General features: G+C 51.2%; 18 protein-coding genes and 3 pseudogenes. 16 read left to right on the top strand and 5 right to left on the bottom strand.

Going from position 1 to position 23,057, the window contains the following annotated elements:
* Positions 1-57 precede the first annotated feature (57 nt).
* Together ESM_RS0117485 and ESM_RS0117480 are read left to right on the top strand one after the other, a co-directional pair.
* Positions 58-294, top strand: a complete 237-nt coding sequence (locus tag ESM_RS0117485; protein WP_000088653.1) for an excisionase — start codon at positions 58-60, stop codon at positions 292-294.
* Complete coding sequence (locus ESM_RS0117480; RefSeq protein ID WP_000741339.1) at positions 284-1,426, top strand: site-specific integrase; 1,143 nt, start codon at positions 284-286, stop codon at positions 1,424-1,426. The genes ESM_RS0117485 and ESM_RS0117480 overlap by 11 nt, the downstream gene beginning before the upstream one ends.
* 113 nt (positions 1,427-1,539) lie before the next feature.
* On the opposite strand, the gene icd is transcribed toward ESM_RS0117480, so the two are convergent.
* A complete protein-coding gene (icd, locus tag ESM_RS0117475; RefSeq protein WP_000444487.1) occupies positions 1,540-2,790 on the bottom strand; it encodes an NADP-dependent isocitrate dehydrogenase in 1,251 nt (416 codons plus the stop codon).
* A gap of 171 nt (positions 2,791-2,961) precedes the next feature.
* Here icd and rluE point away from each other — a divergent pair, with 171 nt between their 5' ends.
* From rluE to ESM_RS01000000125195, 7 genes and pseudogenes are all read left to right on the top strand, one after another.
* Positions 2,962-3,615 (top strand): 23S rRNA pseudouridine(2457) synthase RluE, encoded by a 654-nt coding sequence (rluE, locus tag ESM_RS0117470; protein WP_001248718.1) that lies wholly within the window; start codon positions 2,962-2,964, stop codon positions 3,613-3,615.
* Positions 3,616-3,624: 9 nt separating this feature from the next.
* Positions 3,625-4,086 carry a phosphatase NudJ gene (gene nudJ / locus ESM_RS0117465; RefSeq protein WP_000476079.1) on the top strand — a complete coding sequence of 154 codons (462 nt, stop codon included), beginning with the start codon at positions 3,625-3,627 and terminating at the stop codon, positions 4,084-4,086.
* Positions 4,087-4,139: 53 nt separating this feature from the next.
* Positions 4,140-5,246 (top strand): tRNA 2-thiouridine(34) synthase MnmA, encoded by a 1,107-nt coding sequence (gene mnmA, locus ESM_RS0117460; protein WP_001516209.1) that lies wholly within the window; start codon positions 4,140-4,142, stop codon positions 5,244-5,246.
* Positions 5,247-5,280: 34 nt separating this feature from the next.
* Positions 5,281-5,922, top strand: a complete 642-nt coding sequence (gene hflD, locus ESM_RS0117455) for a high frequency lysogenization protein HflD (RefSeq protein ID WP_001516208.1) — start codon at positions 5,281-5,283, stop codon at positions 5,920-5,922.
* A gap of 3 nt (positions 5,923-5,925) precedes the next feature.
* Positions 5,926-7,296: an adenylosuccinate lyase gene (purB, locus tag ESM_RS0117450; RefSeq protein WP_000423722.1), complete on the top strand. Its 1,371-nt coding sequence runs from the start codon at positions 5,926-5,928 to the stop codon at positions 7,294-7,296.
* A 159-nt stretch (positions 7,297-7,455) separates the two neighbouring features.
* Positions 7,456-8,127, top strand: coding sequence for a two-component system response regulator PhoP (gene phoP / locus ESM_RS0117445; protein ID WP_001265481.1), 672 nt, complete (start codon positions 7,456-7,458; stop codon positions 8,125-8,127).
* Positions 8,127-8,804, top strand: a pseudogene (locus ESM_RS01000000125195) (two-component system sensor histidine kinase PhoQ); the annotation flags it as partial. The gene phoP and the pseudogene ESM_RS01000000125195, both read left to right, overlap by 1 nt.
* Before the next feature lie 14 nt (positions 8,805-8,818).
* On the opposite strand, the pseudogene ESM_RS1000000128840 reads toward ESM_RS01000000125195, so the two are convergent.
* Positions 8,819-9,886 (bottom strand): annotated as a pseudogene (locus ESM_RS1000000128840) (IS4-like element IS4 family transposase); the annotation flags it as partial.
* 30 nt (positions 9,887-9,916) lie between these two features.
* A pseudogene (locus ESM_RS1000000128835) lies at positions 9,917-11,467 on the bottom strand (autotransporter outer membrane beta-barrel domain-containing protein); the annotation flags it as partial.
* Between the two features lie 582 nt (positions 11,468-12,049).
* Between ESM_RS1000000128835 and yahO the strand changes: the two are divergent.
* Positions 12,050-12,325: a DUF1471 family periplasmic protein YahO gene (gene yahO / locus ESM_RS0117430; protein ID WP_000848012.1), complete on the top strand. Its 276-nt coding sequence runs from the start codon at positions 12,050-12,052 to the stop codon at positions 12,323-12,325.
* Between the two features lie 110 nt (positions 12,326-12,435).
* Here the strand turns inward: yahO and prpR are convergent, their stop codons facing one another.
* Entirely contained in the window at positions 12,436-14,022 is a 1,587-nt protein-coding gene (gene prpR, locus ESM_RS0117425) for a propionate catabolism operon regulatory protein PrpR (protein WP_000941013.1), read from the bottom strand.
* A gap of 236 nt (positions 14,023-14,258) precedes the next feature.
* On the opposite strand from prpR, the gene prpB reads away from it, so the two are divergent.
* The 4 genes from prpB (at position 14,259) to prpE (ending at position 20,157) form a co-directional block, all read left to right on the top strand.
* On the top strand, positions 14,259-15,149 hold the full coding sequence (prpB, locus tag ESM_RS0117420; protein ID WP_000052213.1) for a methylisocitrate lyase: 891 nt from the start codon (positions 14,259-14,261) through the stop codon (positions 15,147-15,149).
* 427 nt (positions 15,150-15,576) lie between these two features.
* Complete coding sequence (prpC, locus tag ESM_RS0117415; RefSeq protein ID WP_001285922.1) at positions 15,577-16,746, top strand: bifunctional 2-methylcitrate synthase/citrate synthase; 1,170 nt, start codon at positions 15,577-15,579, stop codon at positions 16,744-16,746.
* 33 nt (positions 16,747-16,779) lie between these two features.
* Positions 16,780-18,231 (top strand): bifunctional 2-methylcitrate dehydratase/aconitate hydratase, encoded by a 1,452-nt coding sequence (locus ESM_RS0117410; protein WP_001275887.1) that lies wholly within the window; start codon positions 16,780-16,782, stop codon positions 18,229-18,231.
* A 39-nt stretch (positions 18,232-18,270) separates the two neighbouring features.
* On the top strand, positions 18,271-20,157 hold the full coding sequence (prpE, locus tag ESM_RS0117405) for a propionate--CoA ligase (RefSeq protein WP_000010243.1): 1,887 nt from the start codon (positions 18,271-18,273) through the stop codon (positions 20,155-20,157).
* An 80-nt stretch (positions 20,158-20,237) separates the two neighbouring features.
* Here prpE and ESM_RS1000000128720 read toward each other — a convergent pair whose 3' ends face one another.
* Positions 20,238-20,387: a hypothetical protein gene (locus ESM_RS1000000128720; RefSeq protein WP_157944864.1), complete on the bottom strand. Its 150-nt coding sequence runs from the start codon at positions 20,385-20,387 to the stop codon at positions 20,238-20,240.
* A gap of 100 nt (positions 20,388-20,487) precedes the next feature.
* On the opposite strand from ESM_RS1000000128720, the gene codB reads away from it, so the two are divergent.
* A complete protein-coding gene (gene codB / locus ESM_RS0117395) occupies positions 20,488-21,747 on the top strand; it encodes a cytosine permease (RefSeq protein WP_000076244.1) in 1,260 nt (419 codons plus the stop codon).
* Positions 21,737-23,020 (top strand): cytosine/isoguanine deaminase, encoded by a 1,284-nt coding sequence (gene codA, locus ESM_RS0117390; RefSeq protein ID WP_010379490.1) that lies wholly within the window; start codon positions 21,737-21,739, stop codon positions 23,018-23,020. Before codB ends, codA begins: the two co-directional genes overlap by 11 nt.
* The last annotated feature ends 37 nt before the right edge of the window (positions 23,021-23,057 follow it).

Genomic DNA, 23,057 nt, shown 5'->3' with positions numbered 1-23,057 from the left:
TAATATCATGTCAGATATATCGGTCACAAACTCCCTCAGCAGCTAAGAGGAGGACAAATGTCTCGACTAATCACTTTACAGGACTGGGCTAAAGAAGAATTTGGGGACTTAGCACCAAGTGAGCGAGTTCTGAAAAAATACGCGCAAGGGAAAATGATGGCCCCACCCGCTATAAAAGTTGGTCGCTACTGGATGATTGACCGAAATTCCCGTTTTGTAGGAACGCTTGCAGAACCGCAACTCCCAATAAACGCAAACCCAAAACTCCAACGGATAATCGCTGATGGCTGCTAGACCCCGATCTCACAAAATCTCTATACCCAATTTATATTGCAAATTAGATAAGCGAACCGGAAAGGTATATTGGCAATACAAACATCCACTATCCGGTCGTTTTCATAGCTTAGGAACTGATGAGAATGAAGCAAAACAAGTTGCTACTGAAGCAAATACCATTATTGCTGAACAACGTACCCGACAAATATTAAGCGTCAATGAGCGTCTGGAAAGAATGAAAGGCAGGCGCTCAGACATTACGGTGACAGAATGGCTTGATAAATATATTTCTATCCAGGAGGACAGGCTGCAACATAATGAACTAAGACCCAACTCCTATCGGCAAAAAGGCAAACCCATTCGTCTTTTCCGTGAGCATTGTGGAATGCAACACCTCAAGGATATTACCGCACTTGATATTGCCGAAATAATTGATGCTGTAAAGGCTGAAGGTCATAACAGGATGGCGCAAGTCGTGAGAATGGTGTTGATCGACGTCTTCAAAGAAGCACAACACGCAGGACATGTTCCGCCAGGATTTAACCCAGCGCAGGCAACAAAACAACCGCGAAATCGAGTAAACCGCCAAAGATTGTCACTGCCCGAATGGCAGGCAATATTTGAAAGCGTAAGCAGACGGCAGCCCTATTTAAAATGCGGCATGCTACTTGCTCTTGTTACTGGACAACGTTTAGGCGATATCTGCAATTTGAAATTCTCTGATATATGGGACGACATGTTGCACATTACTCAGGAAAAAACCGGTTCAAAACTTGCTATTCCGCTTAACCTGAAATGCGATGCTCTGAATATTACCCTTCGTGAAGTTATATCTCAGTGCAGGGATGCTGTTGTTAGTAAATATCTGGTCCATTACCGTCACACTACCTCTCAAGCAAACAGAGGAGACCAGGTTTCTGCAAATACTCTGACAACGGCTTTTAAAAAGGCCCGGGAAAAATGTGGCATAAAATGGGAGCAAGGAACTGCGCCCACATTTCATGAGCAGCGATCTCTGTCAGAACGGTTATATCGGGAACAGGGTCTGGATACGCAAAAGTTGTTAGGTCATAAATCCAGAAAAATGACCGACCGATACAATGATGATCGTGGTAAAGACTGGGTTATCGTAGATATTAAAACAGCATAGAAAATAGCCAGTTTTGGGGAAGGGTTTTGGGGAAAGTTTTGGGGAAGATTTTACATCTTCATAAAACAACGGGCGTATAACACGCCCGTTTCAATATTTAACACATGTAGAGATTACATGTTCTTGATGATCGCGTCACCAAACTCTGAACATTTCAACAGTTTAGCGCCTTCCATCAGACGTTCGAAGTCATAGGTTACGGTCTTGGCGTTGATTGCGCCTTCCATACCTTTAACAATCAGGTCTGCGGCTTCAGTCCAACCCATATGGCGCAGCATCATCTCCGCGGAGAGAATGATAGAGCCTGGGTTTACTTTGTCCTGACCGGCATATTTCGGTGCTGTACCGTGGGTGGCTTCAAACAGTGCGCATTCGTCACCGATGTTTGCACCAGGGGCGATACCGATACCGCCAACCTGTGCTGCCAGTGCGTCAGAAATGTAGTCACCGTTGAGGTTCATACAGGCGATAACGTCGTATTCAGCCGGACGCAGCAGGATCTGTTGCAGGAATGCGTCAGCAATCACGTCTTTAATGACGATCTCTTTGCCGGTGTTCGGGTTTTTGACTTTCAGCCACGGGCCGCCGTCGATCAGTTCACCGCCAAACTCTTCACGCGCCAACTGGTAACCCCAGTCTTTAAACGCGCCTTCGGTGAACTTCATGATATTGCCTTTGTGCACCAGGGTCACTGAGTCACGGTCGTTGGCAATTGCGTATTCGATTGCTGCTCGTACCAGACGTTTGGTGCCTTCTTCAGAACACGGCTTAATGCCGATACCGCAATGTTCCGGGAAGCGAATTTTCTTCACCCCCATCTCTTCACGCAGGAATTTGATCACTTTCTCAGCGTCAGCAGAGTCAGCTTTCCATTCGATACCTGCATAAATGTCTTCCGAGTTTTCACGGAAGATGACCATATCAGTCAATTCAGGGTGTTTAACCGGGCTTGGAGTGCCCTGGTAGTAACGAACCGGGCGCAGGCAGATGTAGAGATCCAGTTCCTGGCGCAGTGCTACGTTCAGAGAACGAATACCGCCACCAACCGGAGTAGTCAGCGGGCCTTTGATGGCAACGCGATATTCACGAATCAGATCAAGGGTTTCAGCAGGTAGCCAGACGTCCTGACCATAAACCTGGGTGGATTTTTCACCGGTGTAAATTTCCATCCAGGAGATTTTACGCTCGCCTTTATAGGCTTTCTCGACTGCAGCGTCGACCACTTTCAGCATGGCTGGGGTTACATCTACACCGATTCCATCACCTTCAATGTAAGGGATAATCGGATTTTCAGGAACGTTGAGTTTGCCGTTTTGCAGGGTGATCTTCTTGCCTTGTGCCGGAACAACTACTTTACTTTCCATTCACCTCTCCTTCGAGCGCTTCTGGTTTGCTCGTCTGCCACCACGTTGCACATGCGTTTGCGTCCTGCCACACGGATGCATTAGAGCAATTTTTTGTTAATGATTTGTAATTGACTTGTCAATACTACCCTATTGTTTGTCGTCATGAAAGATGCGCGTTATTAGGCTATAATGCGGCAATTCATAAACCCTGAAAATACCATGCAAAAAACTTCTTTTAGAAATCACCAGGTTAAGCGATTCAGCTCGCAACGTTCCACCAGGCGCAAACCTGAAAACCAGCCCACGCGCGTGATCCTGTTCAATAAACCCTACGATGTTCTTCCGCAGTTCACCGATGAAGCCGGGCGCAAAACATTAAAAGAATTCATCCCTGTTCAGGGCGTTTATGCGGCAGGTCGTCTCGACAGAGATAGCGAAGGGTTACTGGTGCTGACGAATAATGGCGCGTTACAGGCGCGTTTAACCCAGCCGGGCAAACGCACCGGAAAAATCTATTATGTGCAGGTGGAAGGCATTCCCACGCAAGACGCACTTAAAGCCTTGCGCAATGGCGTAACCTTAAATGATGGCCCTACCCTGCCCGCAGGTGTGGAACTGGTTGAAGAACCGGAGTGGTTATGGCCACGTAATCCACCAATTCGTGAGCGTAAAAGTATTCCTACCTCCTGGCTTAAGATCACCTTATATGAAGGACGTAATCGCCAGGTGCGCCGCATGACCGCCCATGTTGGTTTCCCCACGCTGCGACTGATTCGCTATGCGATGGGTAATTACACGCTGGATAATCTTGCCAATGGCGAATGGCGAGAAGCGACAGAATAAGGACGCAAAATGTTTAAACCGCACGTTACCGTTGCCTGCGTGGTGCACGCAGAAGGCAAATTTTTAGTCGTTGAAGAGACGATTAATGGTAAAGCGTTATGGAACCAACCCGCCGGGCATCTGGAGGCGGATGAAACATTAACAGAAGCAGCGGCGCGTGAGCTGTGGGAAGAAACCGGCATCAGCGCGCAACCGCAATATTTCATCCGTATGCATCAGTGGATTGCGCCGGATAAGACGCCATTTTTGCGCTTCCTGTTTGCCATTGAGCTTGAGCAAATATGCCCAACACACCCTCATGACAGTGATATCGACTGTTGCCGTTGGGTCAGTGCTGAAGAGATTTTACAGGCACCAAATCTGCGCTCGCCATTAGTGGCAGAAAGTATTCGTTGTTATCAAAGCGGGCAACATTATCCGCTGGAGATGATTGGCGAGTTTAACTGGCCTTTTACAAAGGGTGTCATCTAAAAGGCTGCGTGATAGAATACGCCGCCTTGAAGTTCAATGTCGTGAGTAATCCAATGTCTGAAACCGCAAAAAAAGTGATCGTCGGCATGTCCGGCGGCGTCGATTCCTCCGTTTCTGCCTGGCTGTTGCAACAACAGGGATATCAGGTCGAAGGCCTGTTTATGAAGAACTGGGAAGAAGACGACGGTGAGGAATATTGCACGGCGGCAGCGGATCTGGCTGATGCCCAGGCTGTCTGCGATAAGCTCGGCATTGAACTGCACACTGTCAACTTTGCAGCCGAGTACTGGGACAACGTCTTTGAACTGTTCCTTGCTGAATATAAAGCGGGTCGCACGCCGAACCCGGATATTCTGTGCAACAAAGAGATCAAATTTAAAGCCTTCCTCGAATTTGCCGCCGAAGATTTAGGTGCCGATTATATCGCTACCGGCCATTACGTTCGTCGTGCAGATGTCAATGGCAAGAGCCGCCTGCTGCGTGGTCTGGACAGCAACAAAGACCAGAGCTACTTCCTTTATACACTTAGCCATGAGCAGATAGCGCAAAGCCTGTTCCCGGTTGGCGAACTGGAAAAACCGCAGGTACGTAAGATTGCGGAAGATCTCGGTCTGGTCACCGCGAAGAAAAAAGATTCTACCGGGATCTGCTTTATCGGTGAACGTAAATTCCGCGAGTTTCTTGGCCGTTATCTCCCGGCGCAACCGGGAAAAATCATTACTGTCGATGGTGATGAGATTGGCGAGCACCAGGGGCTGATGTATCACACCCTCGGACAGCGTAAAGGCCTGGGCATCGGTGGCACCAAAGACGGCACTGAAGAGCCGTGGTACGTGGTGGATAAAGACGTCGAGAACAACATTCTGATTGTTGCGCAGGGTCATGAACACCCACGTCTGATGTCTGTCGGATTGATTGCCCAGCAACTGCACTGGGTCGATCGCGAACCTTTCACCGGCACTATGCGTTGCACGGTGAAAACCCGCTACCGCCAGACTGACATTCCATGCACCGTCAAGGCGCTGGATGATGATCGCATTGAAGTGATTTTCGATGAGCCGGTTGCGGCCGTCACTCCAGGTCAATCCGCCGTCTTCTATAACGGTGAAGTGTGCCTCGGCGGCGGCATCATTGAGCAGCGTCTGCCGCTGCCAGTCTGATTATTTTCTTACTTAAAACAAGGAAGCAGTGAACGTGGCAAAGAATTACTATGACATCACCCTCGCCCTGGCCGGTATTTGTCAGGCGGCACGCCTGGTACAACAGCTTGCTCACCAGGGGCATTGTGATGCCGATGCGCTACACGTCTCACTCAACAGTATTATCGATGTGAACCCCAGCTCCACGCTGGCGGTTTTTGGCGGCAGCGAAGCCAACTTGCGCGTCGGGCTGGAAACCCTGCTCGGCGTGCTCAATGCCAGCAGTCGCCAGGGCTTAAACGCTGAGTTAACCCGCTACACCCTTAGCCTGATGGTGCTTGAGCGCAAACTCTCGTCTGCCAAAGGTGCGCTCGACACTCTGGGTAACCGGATTAACGGCCTGCAACGCCAGCTCGAACATTTCGATTTACAGTCGGAAACGCTGATGAGCGCAATGGCTGCTATTTATGTTGATGTTATCAGCCCACTTGGCCCACGTATTCAGGTCACCGGTTCCCCTGCCGTACTGCAAAGCCCACAGGTGCAGGCGAAAGTTCGCGCTACCCTGCTGGCAGGCATTCGCGCCGCCGTGCTCTGGCACCAGGTTGGCGGCGGACGTCTACAACTGATGTTTTCTCGTAATCGCCTGACCACTCAGGCAAAACAAATTCTTGCTCATTTAACCCCGGAGTTGTGATCTATGGAATTATCCTCACTGACCGCCGTTTCCCCTGTCGACGGACGCTACGGCGATAAAGTCAGCGCGCTGCGCGGGATTTTCAGCGAATATGGTTTGCTGAAATTCCGTGTACAAGTTGAAGTACGTTGGCTGCAAAAACTGGCCGCGCACGCAGCGATCAAGGAAGTTCCTGCTTTTGCTGCCGACGCAATCGGTTACCTTGATGCAATCGTCGCTAATTTCAGTGAAGAAGATGCGGCGCGAATCAAAACCATTGAGCGTACCACTAACCACGACGTTAAAGCGGTTGAGTATTTCCTGAAAGAAAAAGTGGCTGAGATCCCAGAACTGCACGCAGTTTCTGAATTTATTCACTTTGCCTGCACCTCAGAAGACATCAACAACCTCTCCCACGCATTGATGCTGAAAACCGCGCGTGATGAAGTGATCCTGCCGTACTGGCGTCAACTGATTGACGGCATTAAAGATCTGGCTGTTCAGTATCGCGATATTCCGCTGCTATCCCGTACCCACGGTCAGCCAGCGACACCGTCAACCATCGGTAAAGAGATGGCTAACGTCGCTTATCGTATGGAGCGCCAGTTCCGCCAGCTTAATCAGGTGGAAATCCTCGGCAAAATCAACGGCGCGGTCGGTAACTATAATGCCCACATCGCCGCGTATCCGGAAGTTGACTGGCATCAGTTCAGTGAAGAGTTTGTCACCTCACTGGGTATTCAGTGGAACCCGTACACCACCCAGATTGAACCACACGACTACATTGCCGAACTGTTTGATTGCATCGCGCGCTTTAACACCATTCTGATCGACTTTGACCGTGACGTCTGGGGTTATATCGCCCTTAACCATTTCAAACAGAAAACCATCGCCGGTGAGATTGGTTCTTCCACCATGCCGCACAAGGTTAACCCAATCGACTTCGAAAACTCCGAAGGTAACCTGGGGCTTTCCAACGCGGTGTTGCAGCACCTGGCCAGCAAACTGCCGGTTTCCCGTTGGCAGCGTGACCTGACCGACTCTACCGTGCTACGTAACCTCGGAGTGGGTATCGGTTATGCGCTAATTGCTTACCAGTCCACCCTGAAAGGCGTGAGCAAACTGGAAGTGAACCGTGACCATCTGCTGGATGAACTGGATCACAACTGGGAAGTGCTGGCTGAGCCGATCCAGACAGTTATGCGTCGCTATGGCATCGAAAAACCGTACGAGAAGCTGAAAGAACTGACTCGCGGTAAACGCGTTGACGCCGAAGGCATGAAGCAATTTATCGACGGTCTGGCGCTGCCGGAAGAAGAGAAAGCGCGCCTGAAAGCGATGACCCCTGCTAACTACATTGGTCGCGCCATCACAATGGTGGATGAGCTGAAATAACACCCATATCAATGCCGGATGGCGATGCTGTCCGGCCTGCTTCTTAAGCTGATCTTTTCCCGTATTATCTCCCCTACCCGCTGGTTTAATTAATGTTTACTCCCATAAACACATAATCGCGTTACACTATTTTAATAATTAAGACAGGGAGAAATAAAAATGCGCGTACTGGTTGTCGAAGACAATGCGTTGTTACGTCACCATCTTAAAGTTCAGATTCAGGACGCTGGTCATCAGGTCGATGACGCAGAAGATGCCAAAGAAGCAGATTATTATCTCAATGAACATTTGCCAGATATTGCAATTGTCGATCTCGGTTTGCCTGACGAAGACGGTCTGTCACTGATCCGCCGCTGGCGCAGCAATGATGTTTCACTACCGATTCTGGTATTAACCGCCCGTGAAAGCTGGCAGGACAAAGTCGAAGTATTAAGCGCCGGCGCTGACGATTACGTGACTAAACCGTTTCATATTGAAGAGGTGATGGCGCGGATGCAGGCATTAATGCGTCGTAATAGTGGTCTGGCTTCACAGGTTATTTCGCTGCCACCGTTTCAGGTTGATCTTTCCCGCCGTGAACTATCGATTAATGACGAAGTGATCAAACTGACCGCGTTTGAATACACCATTATGGAAACGTTGATTCGTAATAATGGCAAAGTGGTCAGCAAAGATTCGTTGATGTTACAACTCTACCCGGACGCCGAATTGCGGGAAAGCCATACCATTGATGTACTCATGGGGCGTCTGCGCAAAAAAATTCAGGCGCAATATCCGCAAGAAGTGATTACCACCGTTCGCGGCCAGGGTTATTTGTTCGAATTGCGCTGATGAAAAAATTACTGCGTCTTTTTTTCCCGCTTTCGCTGCGGGTACGTTTTCTGTTAGCGACGGCGGCGGTAGTACTGGTGCTTTCGCTGGCCTACGGAATGGTCGCGCTGATCGGTTATAGCGTCAGTTTCGATAAAACCACGTTTCGCCTGTTACGCGGCGAGAGCAATTTGTTCTATACCCTCGCAAAGTGGGAAAACAATAAGTTGCATGTCGAGTTACCAGAAAATATCGACAAGCAAAGCCCCACCATGACGCTAATTTATGATGAGAACGGGCAACTTTTATGGGCGCAGCGTGACGTTCCCTGGCTGATGAAAATGATCCAGCCTGACTGGCTGAAATCAAATGGCTTCCATGAAATCGAAGCGGATGTTAACGACACCAGCATCTTGCTGAGTGAAGATCATTCGATACAGCAACAGTTACAGGAAGTACGAGAAGATGACGACGACGCAGAGATGACCCACTCGGTGGCGGTGAACATCTACCCGGCAACGTCGCGGATGCCGAAGTTAACCATTGTGGTGGTGGATACTATTCCGGTGGAGCTTAAAAGTTCCTATATGGTGTGGAGCTGGTTTGTCTACGTGCTCTCAGCCAACCTGCTGTTAGTGATCCCTCTGTTATGGGTCGCCGCCTGGTGGAGTTTACGCCCCATCGAAGCCCTGGCAAAAGTAATGCCAGTCAGTTAAGCAACTGACTGGCTCTTTTTCGGGGCTGTGGGGGATTTCCAGGGCCTCTCCTTTACCACTCTCGGGAAGGCCCTTTCCCTTCTTGCCGGTAATTTCACAAGTTGTCCCATACTTGCAAGATCGCGCATCAGCTCCGGTATACGTCCCGGTGAAGCGCCCTGCAATGTCATCAGCATTCTCATCACCATTCCGCATGATTCTGAGAAACTCAGTTGATTCGGCCAGTAACCTTTCAGATGTTCTGCCATTTTAATCATCTGATATCTCACCAGATTATAAGCCAGTAAGACACCCCACAGCTCTTGCTCCACAAGCTCCGGCTTTTTACTTCTCAGCGTCAGCCTGCTCAGTTGCATCGTCTGTTTTATCTCCCTGTATCCCAGTTCGATTTCCCAGCGATGACTGTACAGATCCGCCATTTCTCCTCCGGGGAAGCGCATGGCGTCCGTCATCGACGTCAGCAGATGGCAGACTTTTCCTTTGCGCGTCACGGTCAGCAGGCGGGCTGTCACCTCATTTCCCAGTCCCGGCCACTTTTTTCGTGCCTGCGGGCTGGTTTTCAGCTTCACCAGATGATCGCCTTTACCCAGTTTTCTGATCTCTTCATATTGCGCTCCCTTTCTGAGAGGGATCATCCAGTGGCGGTGTTCTCCCGCCAGGCTCCAGGCATTTAACAGTCCCAGTGAGTAATAACCTTTATCCATTAACGTCAGGGTGTTATCGCCGGTTTGTTCTATAAGTTGCTCAGCAAGCTCATTTTCGCTGTTCTTCATCGTGCCGAAGGCTGCAGCCGTCAGCAGATGGCTGGTCAGTTCCATCTGGCAGACCATTTTGACCTGCGGGTAGAGCGCCGGGTTCCCGGCATGTGTCTGGCGGGGGAAGGCTGCATCGTTCTCTGGTGTATCCGGTGTGCGCCAGAACACACCATCGATGGCCAGCAGGGTCAGGCCGCACCAGTGCGGATGCGGCGTGGCGTTATGCCAGAGCTGCGCTGTTTTCGTGAACACGCGGCGGACAGCCTCACTTCCCAGGCGCTGGCGGGCCTGAATAACGGCACTGGGGGCTGGTGTTACAGGTGGCTCAGGATCTGGTTCCGGGATGACGGGCAGTTCCGGTGGGGTATACGGTCCTGCGGGAATTTCACTGGTTAAAAACCAGTTCTGGTTGTCGCTTTTTACCACGTTGTAGTCATAGGGACCGGCAACAATACGACCTTCTTTACTGAAAACGCCCTCTGACAGGCCGTCAACCTCCACAATTTTTATCCCTTCCAGAGTATCCGCGCCCAGACCGCCCGCATTGTTGACCATGACGCGGGTACTACCGGAAGTATCACCTTTTACGATGAGTTTATCCGTTACGGAATTATCATCGCCTAATACCGTATGCATGACTAACAAACCATCATTGGCAGTATAGTTACCGTTAATGGTCAGTGTGGTCGGCGTGAACTCGTGGCCATTTTCATACGCAGACAACGTTGCTGTTCCAGCCAGTGCCAGCGTTTTTAACGTTTGTGAATAACCGTTTAAATCGAGATCTCCACCGCTGTCGACAATATAATCGGAGTTGGGGCTGAAGGTATCTACTTTACCAGCGCGTAGGCTGCCTTTAGTTATATAGGTATCACCAGTATAGATATTCGAGCCGGATAATGTGGTTGTTCCGGAGCCTACCTGGTTAACCTGGCCTTTACCGTCTATGTATGAGGTCAGAACAAAATCAGCGTTGGTGTGATTAAAGTTTAATATTGAAGTGGTTGACGCATTTGTCCCCCCTAAATAAATTCGGGGTGTATTAATTGAACCAGCAGGCTGCGCAGCCTCACCTTGCGCACCTCCAATATTTAACATTCCTGTTCCGTTAGAGGAGACACCAACCCAGATATATGAATTCGCATTGATTACACCATCGTTGCTGACAGTGAGAATTCCGGTAGTATCAGAAACGGAAGATGTATTATATCCGCCAAGAAGTATATATGGGGCATTTACTGTTGAATTTTTGTCGGCAACCAGAACTTCTCCATAGCTACTCTGGTTAGCTGACAGAGAAGAATGGGCGTCAACATACCCAATATTCATTTGAGTCAGGGAAGTGAGTGTTCCGCCATTAGTAACAGATACTTTCCCTGTTCCCTGATCGCCAACAATAGCAATTTTAGAGGTGACTGATGAGCTTTCCCCATCAATAACCAACGTCCCCCTGGCATCACCATAAAACTCACCAACTCTTATTGATTGCAGGCCACTTATCTTACTACCTTCTAACACATATAACGTACCGGAGCCTTCGTTAGTGCCTAAAAAAATATTGGAGGAAGGTGTGTCGAACTGCCAGTTGGTATGGTTTGTTAAAGTGATGGAGCCTTCAGCATTATTACCAATGCTGGCTGCTGAAGTGGTAAGTGAAAGATTATCAATGAGTAATGAACCATTAGAGTCTTCACCTACTTTCAATGAGTTAAAATGCTCCCATCCGGGATCGTAGCCTTCTGACGCAATGAGTTTTATCTCTTCATTATTATTAATGACAACATTACTATCTGAATTTACAGGTGGGGTGATAGCCAAGGATACTGGCGTAAATAATATGGTATAAATGGCTATCGCCCGTGTCGATAAGCTTTTTTTTGCTGGTTTCATATCACTCACTTTTATCCTTAAAAATTAAATGGCGGAATGCTTTTTTATTGCACATCTTTTCTTCCTGAAACCTTGCAAGGCGTAAGCATGCAATTCTCTAAATAAGAATATCTGTAACAGAGGCTGCAATAAATATATTAAAGTGTTAGTTATTTATTGCATTGATAGCTTTTTGTGGTTTGTCATCGATGTCAATATGTTAACATGGTATTTTTGAAAAAAATAATAATAAATCGTCTTAAGAACTATAAAAGTGCAATAAGTAAAGCTTATATAAATCAATTAAATAGATGGTTAAAGTTTTTTATTAAGAAAAATGATGTGGACTTCATGATTTTTACATTGAGTTTCTGGCAGGGTGAAAATTTGAGATTATTATAAAAAATAATTCAAATGATACCAGCGACAATTGCAGGAAGAGTTATTAACTGGCAGGAGAAGTGGGATTCACATTAAGAATAATACAAATATATTCTCTTTTGCTATAGATTTTTCTTAATCGCTGAACTACTTATTAATCAACCCTGATGATGACTGTTAGCTTCAGGGTATTAGCCTAATCACACATCATGGAGTTCACCGATGAAAACTGGAACTAAGCTCTTAGTTGGTGCGTTAGCTTTTGTTGTCACAAACGTTTATGCAGCGGAATTGATGACCAAAGCGGAATTTGAAAAGGTTGAATCGCAATATGAAAAAATAGGTGATATTTCAACCAGTAATGAAATGTCGACCGCAGATGCGAAAGAAGATTTGATCAAAAAAGCGGATGAAAAAGGGGCTGATGTGTTAGTGCTGACCTCCGGTCAGACTGACAATAAGATCCACGGCACGGCAAATATTTATAAGAAGAAGTAATTCTTAAGTCCATGTAAACATGCCTAATGCGCACGTTTATCAGTAAATGCAACATATTGATATTCATAGTTTTGCAGGCCGGATGAGGCGTTCACGCCGCGTCCGGCAATTTAATTTTTTAATCGCCGCCAGAACGTCGTGCGGCTGATGCCTAAATAATTCGCTGCTGCTGTTTTATCGCCGTTAAATTTCTCCAGCGCCTGCCGTGGTGTCAGCACGGTGGCGGCGATAACGTTAACCGATTCTTTGGCCAGTTCTGGCAATAATCGCTGCAGAAATTGCAGCGTTAAATCTGGCATCGGTTCCACGCTTAAAAATAGCGCCAGTCGTTCCATCATATTGCGTAGTTCGCGAATATTCCCCGGCCACTTATAGTGCAATAACACCGCCTGGCAGGTATTTAACCCCTCGCGTAACGCAGCAGAATACGGGGCGGTAAGTGCTGCCAGTGACACTTTCAAAAAGCTTTCCGCCAGCGGCAGAATATCCGCAACCCGCTCGCGTAGTGGGGGTAACTGCAGGCGCAAAATACTCAGCCGATAAAACAGATCACGGCGAAACCGCCCTTGCTGCATATCCTCTTGCAGATTGCAGTGGGTGGCGCTGATAACTCGCACATTCACCGGAATCGGTTGATGCCCGCCGACGCGGGTGACCTCTTTTTCTTCCAGTACCCGCAGCAGGCGAGTCTGCAACGGCAGCGGCATTTCGCCTATCTCATCCAGAAACAGCGTGCCGCCGTGGGCAATTTCGAACAGCCCGGCGCGGCCTCCGCGTCGCGAGCCGGTAAATGCCCCTTCCTCATAGCCAAACAACTCCGCTTCCAGCAGTGATTCAGCAATCGCCCCGCAGTTAACGGCAACAAACGGATGCGATTTTTTCCCCTGTCGTGCATCGTGGCGGGCAACGTATTCCCGATGAATTGCCTGCGCTGCCAGCTCTTTGCCGGTTCCTGTTTCTCCCTCAATCAGCACCGCAGCATTTGATCGGGCATACAGCAAAATGGTTTGTCGCACCTGTTCCATCTGTGGCGATTGACCGAGCATATCGCCCAGAACGTAACGAGTACGCAGCGCGTTGCGGGTCGCATCGTGGGCGTTATGACGTAGCGTCATGCGCGTCATATCCAGCGCATCGCTGAATGCCTGGCGCACGGTGGCGGCAGAATAGATAAAAACGCCGGTCATCCCGGCTTCTTCTGCCAGATCGGTAATTAGCCCAGCACCAACTACCGCTTCGGCGCCGTTGGCTTTCAGTTCGTTGATCTGCCCACGTGCGTCTTCTTCGGTGATGTAGCAGCGTTGGTCGAGGCGCAAATGAAACGTTTTTTGAAAAGCCACCAGCGCCGGGATAGTTTCCTGATAGGTGACGACGCCGATAGACGAGGTGAGTTTTCCCGCTTTTGCCAGCGCCTGTAATACGTCAAAGCCGCTGGGTTTAATCAGAATCACCGGCACCGACAGGCGGCTTTTCAGGTACGCGCCGTTAGAGCCTGCGGCGATGATGGCGTCGCAGCGTTCGCTTGCCAGTTTCTTACGGATGTAAGCCACCGCTTTCTCAAAGCCAAGCTGGATAGGGGTAATGTTCGCCAGGTGATCAAACTCGAGGCTGATATCGCGAAACAGCTCGAACAAGCGCGTCACCGATACTGTCCAGATAACCGGTTTATCGTCGTTAAGTCGAGGTGGATGTGCCATTGCGCGCCATAAATCAAGAAACCGAATATTGGGTTTAGACTTGTTTCATCATTGTTGCAATGAAACGCAGTGAAACATTGTCTGAAACGTTAACTGAAACGCATATTTGCGGATTAATTAAGCGTGATTTTAATAACTCGTTGAAATTTAATGCTTAGTTTGATTTGAGTAATTGTGGCACAGCCCTTGCTTTGTGTTTATCAACGAAATAACAAGTTGATAACAAAGGATGGGCTATGTCTCTACACTCTCCAGGTAAAGCGTTTCGCGCCGCACTCACCAAAGAAACCCCGTTGCAAATTGTCGGCACCATTAACGCTAACCATGCGTTGCTGGCACAGCGTGCCGGATATCAGGCAATTTATCTCTCCGGCGGTGGCGTGGCGGCAGGTTCGCTGGGGCTGCCAGATCTCGGTATTTCTACTCTTGATGATGTACTGACCGATATTCGCCGTATTACCGACGTTTGCTCGCTGCCGTTGCTGGTCGATGCTGATATTGGTTTTGGCTCTTCGGCCTTTAACGTGGCGCGTACGGTGAAATCGATGATTAAAGCCGGTGCGGCGGGATTGCATATTGAAGATCAGATTGGTGCGAAACGCTGCGGTCATCGTCCGAATAAAGCGATCGTCTCGAAAGAGGAGATGGTGGATCGGATCCGTGCGGCGGTGGATGCGAAAACCGATCCTGATTTTGTGATCATGGCGCGCACCGATGCGCTGGCGGTTGAAGGGCTGGACGCGGCGATTGAGCGTGCGCAGGCTTACGTTGAAGCCGGTGCCGAGATGTTGTTCCCGGAGGCGATTACCGAACTCGCCATGTACCGCCAGTTTGCCGATGCGGTGCAGGTGCCGATCCTTGCCAACATTACCGAATTTGGCGCTACGCCGCTGTTTACCACCGATGAATTACGCAGCGCTCATGTCGCAATGGCGCTGTACCCTCTGTCAGCGTTCCGCGCCATGAACCGCGCTGCCGAACATGTCTACAACGTCCTGCGTCAGGAAGGCACGCAGAAAAGCGTCATCGACACCATGCAAACCCGCAACGAGCTGTACGAAAGCATCAACTACTACCAGTACGAAGAGAAGCTCGACGATCTGTTTGCCCGTAGTCAGGCGAAATAAAACAAACGCCCGTTGGTTGTATCCGACAACCGATGCCTGATGCGCCGCTGACGCGACTTATCAGGCCTACGAGGCGTGCTGAACTGGACGCATGGCGTCGCATCCGACAACCGATGCCTGATGCGCTGCTGACGCGACTTATCAGGCCTACGGGATGCACTGAACTGTAGGTCGGATAAGACGCATGGCGTCGCATCCGACAACCGATGCCTGATGCGCCGCTGACGCGACTTATCAGGCCTACGGGGCGCTGAACTGTAGGTCGGATAAGACGCATGGCGTCGCATCCGACAACCGATGCCTGATGCGCCGCTGACGCGACTTATCAGGCCTACGAGGCGTGCTGAACTGTAGGTCGGATAAGACGCATGGCGTCGCATCCGACAACAATCCCGACCCTACAAATGATAACAATGACGAGGACAACATGAGCGACACAACGATCCTGCAAAACAGTACCCATGTCATTAAACCGAAAAAATCTGTGGCACTTTCCGGCGTTCCGGCGGGCAATACGGCGCTCTGCACGGTGGGTAAAAGCGGCAATGACCTGCACTACCGTGGTTACGATATTCTCGACCTCGCAGAACATTGCGAATTTGAAGAAGTGGCGCATCTGCTGATCCACGGCAAGCTGCCAACCCGTGACGAACTCGCCGCCTACAAAACGAAACTGAAAGCCCTGCGTGGTTTACCGGCTAACGTGCGTACCGTGCTGGAGGCCTTACCTGCGGCGTCGCACCCGATGGATGTCATGCGCACAGGCGTTTCTGCGCTCGGCTGTACGCTGCCGGAAAAAGAGGGGCACACCGTCTCAGGCGCGCGGGATATTGCTGACAAATTATTGGCGTCGCTGAGTTCGATTCTTCTCTATTGGTATCACTACAGCCACAACGGCGAACGCATCCAGCCGGAAACCGATGACGACTCCATCGGCGGCCACTTCCTGCATCTGCTGCATGGCGAAAAGCCGTCGCAAAGTTGGGAAAAGGCGATGCAAATTTCGCTGGTGCTGTACGCCGAGCACGAGTTTAACGCCTCCACCTTCACCAGCCGGGTTATTGCGGGCACCGGTTCTGACATGTATTCAGCCATTATCGGCGCAATCGGCGCACTGCGTGGGCCGAAACACGGCGGGGCGAATGAAGTTTCGCTGGAGATCCAACAACGCTACGAAACGCCGGATGAAGCCGAAGCGGATATTCGTAAACGCGTGGAAAACAAAGAAGTGGTCATTGGTTTCGGGCACCCGGTTTATACCATTGCCGATCCGCGCCATCAGGTGATCAAACGTGTGGCGAAGCAGCTCTCGCAGGAAGGCGGTTCACTGAAGATGTACAACATCGCCGATCGTCTGGAAACGGTGATGTGGGAGACGAAAAAGATGTTCCCCAATCTCGACTGGTTCTCTGCCGTTTCCTACAACATGATGGGCGTCCCCACTGAGATGTTCACTCCGCTGTTTGTCATCGCTCGCGTTACCGGCTGGGCGGCGCACATTATTGAACAACGTCAGGACAACAAAATTATCCGTCCTTCCGCGAATTACGTTGGACCGGAAGACCGTCAGTTTGTTGCGCTGGATAAGCGCCAGTAAACCTCTACGAATAACAATAAGGAAACGTACCCAATGTCAGCTCAAATCAACAACATTCGCCCGGAATTCGACCGTGAAATCGTTGATATCGTCGATTACGTCATGAATTACGAAATCAGTTCCAGAGTGGCCTACGACACCGCCCATTACTGCCTGCTCGATACCCTCGGCTGTGGTCTGGAAGCGCTGGAATATCCAGCCTGTAAAAAACTGCTGGGGCCAATTGTCCCCGGCACCGTCGTACCTAACGGCGTGCGTGTCCCCGGAACTCAGTTCCAGCTCGACCCTGTCCAGGCTGCGTTTAACATCGGTGCGATGATCCGCTGGCTCGATTTCAACGATACCTGGCTGGCAGCGGAGTGGGGCCATCCTTCCGACAACCTCGGCGGTATTCTCGCCACGGCGGACTGGTTATCCCGCAACGCAGTCGCCAGCGGCAAAGCGCCATTGACCATGAAGCACGTGCTGACCGCAATGATCAAAGCCCACGAAATTCAGGGCTGCATCGCGCTGGAAAACTCCTTTAATCGCGTCGGCCTCGACCACGTTTTGTTAGTGAAAGTGGCTTCCACCGCCGTGGTGGCCGAAATGCTCGGCCTGACCCGCGAGGAAATTCTCAACGCTGTTTCGCTGGCGTGGGTGGACGGTCAGTCGCTGCGCACCTATCGTCATGCGCCGAACACCGGCACGCGTAAATCCTGGGCGGCGGGCGATGCCACATCCCGCGCGGTACGTTTGGCGCTGATGGCGAAAACCGGCGAAATGGGTTATCCGTCAGCCCTGACTGCGCCGGTGTGGGGCTTCTACGACGTCTCCTTCAAAGGTGAGTCGTTCCGCTTCCAGCGTCCGTACGGTTCCTACGTTATGGAAAATGTGCTGTTCAAAATCTCCTTCCCGGCGGAGTTCCACTCCCAGACGGCAGTTGAAGCGGCGATGACGCTCTATGAACAGATGCAGGCTGCAGGTAAAACAGCGGCGGATATCGAAAAAGTGACCATCCGCACCCACGAAGCCTGTATTCGCATCATCGACAAAAAAGGGCCGCTCAATAACCCGGCTGACCGCGACCACTGCGTTCAGTACATGGTGGCGATCCCGCTGCTGTTTGGGCGCTTAACGGCGGCAGATTACGAAGACAAGGTTGCGCAAGATAAACGCATCGACGCCCTGCGCGAGAAGATCACTTGCTTTGAAGATCCGGCGTTTACTGCCGACTACCACGACCCGGAAAAACGCGCTATTGCCAACGCCATTACCCTTGAGTTCACCGACGGTACGCGCTTTGAAGAAGTGGTGGTGGAGTACCCAATTGGTCATGCCCGCCGCCGTCAGGATGGCATTCCGAAGCTGGTCGATAAATTCAAAATCAACCTTGCGCGCCAGTTTCCGACTCGCCAGCAGCAGCACATTCTGGCGGTTTCTCTCGACAGAACTCGCCTCGAGCAGATGCCGGTCAATGAGTATCTCGACCTGTACGTGATTTAAGCAAACGGCGGTAAGGCGTAAGTTCAACAGGAGAGCATTATGTCTTTTAGCGAATTTTATCAGCGTTCGATTAACGAACCGGAGCAGTTCTGGGCCGAGCAGGCCCTGCGTATCGACTGGCAGACGCCCTTTACGCAAACGCTCGATCACAGCAATCCGCCGTTTGCCCGTTGGTTTTGTGAAGGCCGAACCAATTTGTGCCACAACGCCGTCGACCGCTGGCTGGAGAAACAGCCAGAGGCGCTGGCGCTGATTGCCGTCTCTTCGGAAACAGAAGAAGAGCGCACGTTTACCTTTCGGCAGTTATATGACGAAGTGAACGCGGTGGCGTCAATGTTGCGCTCATTGGGCGTGCAGCGCGGCGATCGGGTGCTGGTGTATATGCCGATGATTGCCGAAGCGCACATTACCCTGCTGGCCTGCGCGCGGATTGGTGCTATTTACTCGGTGGTATTTGGTGGATTTGCTTCGCACAGCGTGGCGGCGCGAATCGACGACGCCAAACCGGTGCTGATTGTCTCGGCAGATGCCGGGGCGCGTGGCGGCAAAATCATTCCCTATAAAAAATTGCTCGATGATGCGATAAAGCAGGCGCAGCACCAACCGCGCCACGTTTTGCTGGTGGATCGCGGGCTGGCGAAAATGGCGCGCGTCAGCGGGCGGGATGTTGATTTCGCTTCGTTGCGTCATCAGCACATCGGCGCGCGGGTGCCGGTCGCCTGGCTGGAATCTAACGAAACTTCCTGCATTCTCTACACCTCCGGCACGACCGGAAAACCTAAAGGCGTGCAGCGTGACGTCGGCGGTTATGCGGTGGCGCTGGCAACCTCAATGGAAACCATTTTTGGTGGCAAAGCGGGCGGTGTGTTCTTTTGCGCGTCGGATATCGGCTGGGTGGTGGGGCATTCTTATATTGTCTACGCACCGCTGCTGGCGGGGATGGCGACCATTGTTTACGAAGGGTTGCCGACCTGGCCGGACTGTGGCGTGTGGTGGAAAATTGTCGAGAAATATCAGGTGAGCCGAATGTTCTCAGCGCCGACCGCTATTCGCGTGCTGAAAAAATTTCCTACTGCTGAAATTCGTAAACACGATCTCTCGTCGCTGGAAGTGCTCTATCTGGCAGGAGAACCGCTGGATGAACCGACCGCCAGTTGGGTGAGCAATACGCTGGATGTGCCGGTCATCGACAACTACTGGCAGACCGAATCCGGCTGGCCGATTATGGCGATTGCTCGAGGCCTGGACGACAGGCCGACGCGTCTGGGAAGCCCCGGCGTGCCGATGTATGGCTACAATGTGCAGTTGCTCAACGAAGCTACTGGCGAACCGTGCGGCGTGAATGAGAAAGGGATGCTGGTGGTGGAAGGGCCGCTGCCGCCGGGCTGTATTCAGACTATCTGGGGTGACGACGACCGCTTTGTGAAGACATACTGGTCGCTGTTTTCCCGTCCGGTATATGCCACCTTTGACTGGGGTATCCGCGATGCTGACGGCTATCACTTTATTCTCGGGCGCACTGATGATGTGATTAACGTTGCCGGGCATCGGCTGGGCACGCGCGAGATTGAAGAGAGTATCTCCAGTCATCCTGGCGTTGCCGAAGTGGCGGTGGTAGGGGTGAAAGATGCGTTGAAAGGGCAGGTGGCGGTGGCGTTTGTTATTCCGAAAGAGAGCGACAGTCTGGAAGACCGCGAGGTGGCACACTCCGAAGAAAAGGCAATTATGGCGCTGGTGGACAGCCAGATTGGCAACTTTGGCCGCCCGGCGCACGTTTGGTTTGTCTCGCAGTTGCCGAAAACGCGATCCGGAAAAATGTTGCGCCGCACGATCCAGGCCATTTGCGAAGGACGCGATCCGGGGGATCTGACGACCATTGATGATCCCGCGTCGTTGGATCAGATCCGCCAGGCGATGGAAGAGTAAGGTATTGTCGGACGCGTCGCGCGCCGCATCCGACAACTGTGCTGTGATGCCTGATGCGACGCTGGCGCGTCTTATCAGGCCTACAGGTCTGAACCGTAGGTCGGATAAGGCGCTCGCGCCGCATCCGACAACCGTGCTTTGATGCCTGATGCGACGCTGGCGCGTCTTATCAAGTCTACCCACTGTTTTTCCAGAGATAATTTTTTATCCACTTTTTCGCACTCATTCATATAAAAAATATATTCCTCCACGGAAACGATTGCTTTTTATTTTCAGATGAATAGAATGCGGCGGATTTTTTGGGTTTCAAACAGCAAACGGAGGAATTTCGTGTCGCAAGATAACAACTTTAGCCAGGGGCCAGTCCCGCAGTCGGCGCGGAAAGGGGTATTGGCATTGACGTTCGTCATGCTGGGATTAACCTTCTTTTCCGCCAGTATGTGGACCGGCGGCACTCTCGGAACCGGTCTTAGCTATCATGATTTCTTCCTCGCAGTCCTCATCGGTAATCTTCTCCTCGGTATTTACACTTCATTTCTTGGCTACATTGGCGCAAAAACCGGCCTGACGACCCATCTTCTTGCTCGCTTCTCTTTTGGTGTTAAAGGTTCATGGCTACCTTCACTGCTGCTGGGCGGCACCCAGGTTGGTTGGTTTGGTGTTGGCGTGGCGATGTTTGCCATTCCGGTGGGCAAGGCGACGGGATTGGATATTAATCTGCTCATCGCCGTCTCTGGTTTACTGATGACCGTCACCGTGTTCTTTGGCATTTCGGCGCTGACAGTTCTTTCTGTAATTGCGGTTCCGGCGATCGCCTGTCTTGGCGGTTATTCCGTGTGGCTGGCCGTTAACGGCATGGGCGGTCTGGAGGCATTAAAAGCGGTCGTTCCCGCACAACCGCTAGATTTCAATGTCGCGCTGGCGCTGGTTGTCGGTTCATTTATCAGTGCAGGTACGCTCACTGCCGACTTTGTCCGTTTTGGTCGCAATGCCAAACTGGCGGTGCTGGTGGCGATGGTGGCCTTTTTCCTCGGCAACTCGTTGATGTTTATTTTCGGTGCGGCAGGTGCTGCGGCATTGGGCATGGCAGATATCTCAGATGTGATGATTGCTCAGGGCCTGCTGCTGCCTGCGATTGTGGTGCTGGGGTTGAATATCTGGACCACCAACGATAACGCGCTCTATGCGTCGGGTTTAGGTTTCGCCAACATTACCGGTATGTCGAGCAAAACCCTTTCGGTCATCAACGGTATTATCGGTACGGTCTGCGCATTATGGCTGTACAACAATTTTGTCGGCTGGCTGACCTTTCTTTCGGCAGCTATCCCTCCCGTTGGCGGCGTAATCATCGCGGACTATCTGATGAACCGTCGCCGCTATGAGCACTTTGCGACCACGCGTATGATGAGTGTCAATTGGGTGGCGATTCTGGCTGTCGCGCTGGGGATTGCCGCAGGCCACTGGTTACCGGGGATTGTTCCGGTCAACGCTGTATTAGGTGGCGCGCTGAGCTATCTGATCCTTAACCCGATTTTGAATCGCAGAACGACAGCAGCAATGACGCATGTGGAGGCTAACAGTGTCGAATAACGCTTTACAGACAATTATTAACGCCCGGTTACCCGGCAAAGAGGGGCTGTGGCAGATTCATCTGCAGGACGGAAAAATCAGCGCCATTGATGCGCAATCCGGCGTCATGCCCGTGACTGAAAACAGTCTGGATGCTGAGAAAGGTTTAGTTTTACCGCCGTTTGTGGAACCGCATATTCACCTGGACACCACGCAAACTGCCGGGCAACCGAACTGGAATCAGTCCGGCACGCTGTTTGAAGGCATTGAACGCTGGGCCGAGCGCAAAGCGTTATTAACCCATGACGACGTTAAGCAACGCGCCTGGCAAACGCTGAAATGGCAGATTGCCAACGGCATTCAACATGTGCGTACCCATGTAGATGTCTCCGACGCAACCCTGACTGCACTGAAAGCGATGCTGGAAGTGAAGCAGGAAGTCGCGCCGTGGATTGACCTGCAAATCGTCGCCTTCCCGCAGGAAGGGATTTTGTCGTATCCCAACGGTGAAGAGTTGCTGGAAGAGGCGCTACGCCTGGGAGCTGACGTAGTGGGGGCGATTCCGCATTTTGAATTTACCCGCGAATACGGCGTGGAGTCGCTGCATAAAACCTTCGCGCTGGCGCAAAAATACGACCGCCTGATCGACGTTCACTGCGATGAGATAGACGATGAGCAGTCGCGTTTTGTCGAAACTGTTGCCGCGCTGGCGCACCGTGAAGGAATGGGCGCGCGCGTCACCGCCAGCCACACCACCGCAATGCACTCTTATAACGGGGCGTATACTTCGCGCTTGTTCCGCTTGCTGAAAATGTCCGGCATTAACTTTGTTGCCAATCCGCTGGTCAATATTCATCTGCAAGGACGTTTTGATACTTATCCAAAACGTCGCGGCATTACGCGCGTCAAAGAGATGCTGGAGTCCGGCATTAACGTCTGCTTTGGTCACGATGATGTCTTCGATCCGTGGTATCCGCTGGGAACGGCGAATATGCTGCAAGTGCTGCATATGGGGCTGCATGTTTGCCAGTTGATGGGCTACGGGCAGATTAACGATGGTCTGAATTTAATCACCCATCATAGTGCCAGAACGCTCAATTTACAGGATTATGGTGTTTCCGCTGGAAACAGCGCCAACCTGATTATCCTGCCTGCAGAAAATGGGTTTGACGCGCTGCGTCGTCAGGTTCCGGTACGTTATTCGGTACGTGGCGGTAAGGTGATTGCCAGTACACAACCGGCACAAACCACTGTATATCTGGATCAGCCGGAAGCCATTAACTACAAACGGTAATCGTCTGGGGTGAACAGCCACTGACTTGTGTCAGTGG

The sequence above is a fragment of the Escherichia sp. TW09308 genome (assembly GCF_000208565.1).
GTDB lineage: Bacteria > Pseudomonadota > Gammaproteobacteria > Enterobacterales > Enterobacteriaceae > Escherichia > Escherichia marmotae.
The sequence above is the reverse complement of the archived record's forward strand: the minus strand, read 5'-3'. Positions and strand labels throughout refer to the sequence as shown.

Coding starts and splice junctions, on each gene's coding strand:
- phoP (WP_001265481.1), top strand. CDS start 7,456: ATGCGCGTACTGGTTGTCGAAGACAATGCGTTGTTACGTCACCATCTT.
- prpB (WP_000052213.1), top strand. CDS start 14,259: ATGTCTCTACACTCTCCAGGTAAAGCGTTTCGCGCCGCACTCACCAAA.
- prpC (WP_001285922.1), top strand. CDS start 15,577: ATGAGCGACACAACGATCCTGCAAAACAGTACCCATGTCATTAAACCG.
- nudJ (WP_000476079.1), top strand. CDS start 3,625: ATGTTTAAACCGCACGTTACCGTTGCCTGCGTGGTGCACGCAGAAGGC.
- purB (WP_000423722.1), top strand. CDS start 5,926: ATGGAATTATCCTCACTGACCGCCGTTTCCCCTGTCGACGGACGCTAC.
- ESM_RS1000000128720 (WP_157944864.1), bottom strand. CDS start 20,387: ATGAATGAGTGCGAAAAAGTGGATAAAAAATTATCTCTGGAAAAACAG.
- ESM_RS0117410 (WP_001275887.1), top strand. CDS start 16,780: ATGTCAGCTCAAATCAACAACATTCGCCCGGAATTCGACCGTGAAATC.
- ESM_RS0117480 (WP_000741339.1), top strand. CDS start 284: ATGGCTGCTAGACCCCGATCTCACAAAATCTCTATACCCAATTTATAT.
- prpE (WP_000010243.1), top strand. CDS start 18,271: ATGTCTTTTAGCGAATTTTATCAGCGTTCGATTAACGAACCGGAGCAG.
- ESM_RS0117485 (WP_000088653.1), top strand. CDS start 58: ATGTCTCGACTAATCACTTTACAGGACTGGGCTAAAGAAGAATTTGGG.
- rluE (WP_001248718.1), top strand. CDS start 2,962: ATGCGGCAATTCATAAACCCTGAAAATACCATGCAAAAAACTTCTTTT.
- mnmA (WP_001516209.1), top strand. CDS start 4,140: ATGTCTGAAACCGCAAAAAAAGTGATCGTCGGCATGTCCGGCGGCGTC.
- icd (WP_000444487.1), bottom strand. CDS start 2,790: ATGGAAAGTAAAGTAGTTGTTCCGGCACAAGGCAAGAAGATCACCCTG.
- prpR (WP_000941013.1), bottom strand. CDS start 14,022: ATGGCACATCCACCTCGACTTAACGACGATAAACCGGTTATCTGGACA.
- yahO (WP_000848012.1), top strand. CDS start 12,050: ATGAAAACTGGAACTAAGCTCTTAGTTGGTGCGTTAGCTTTTGTTGTC.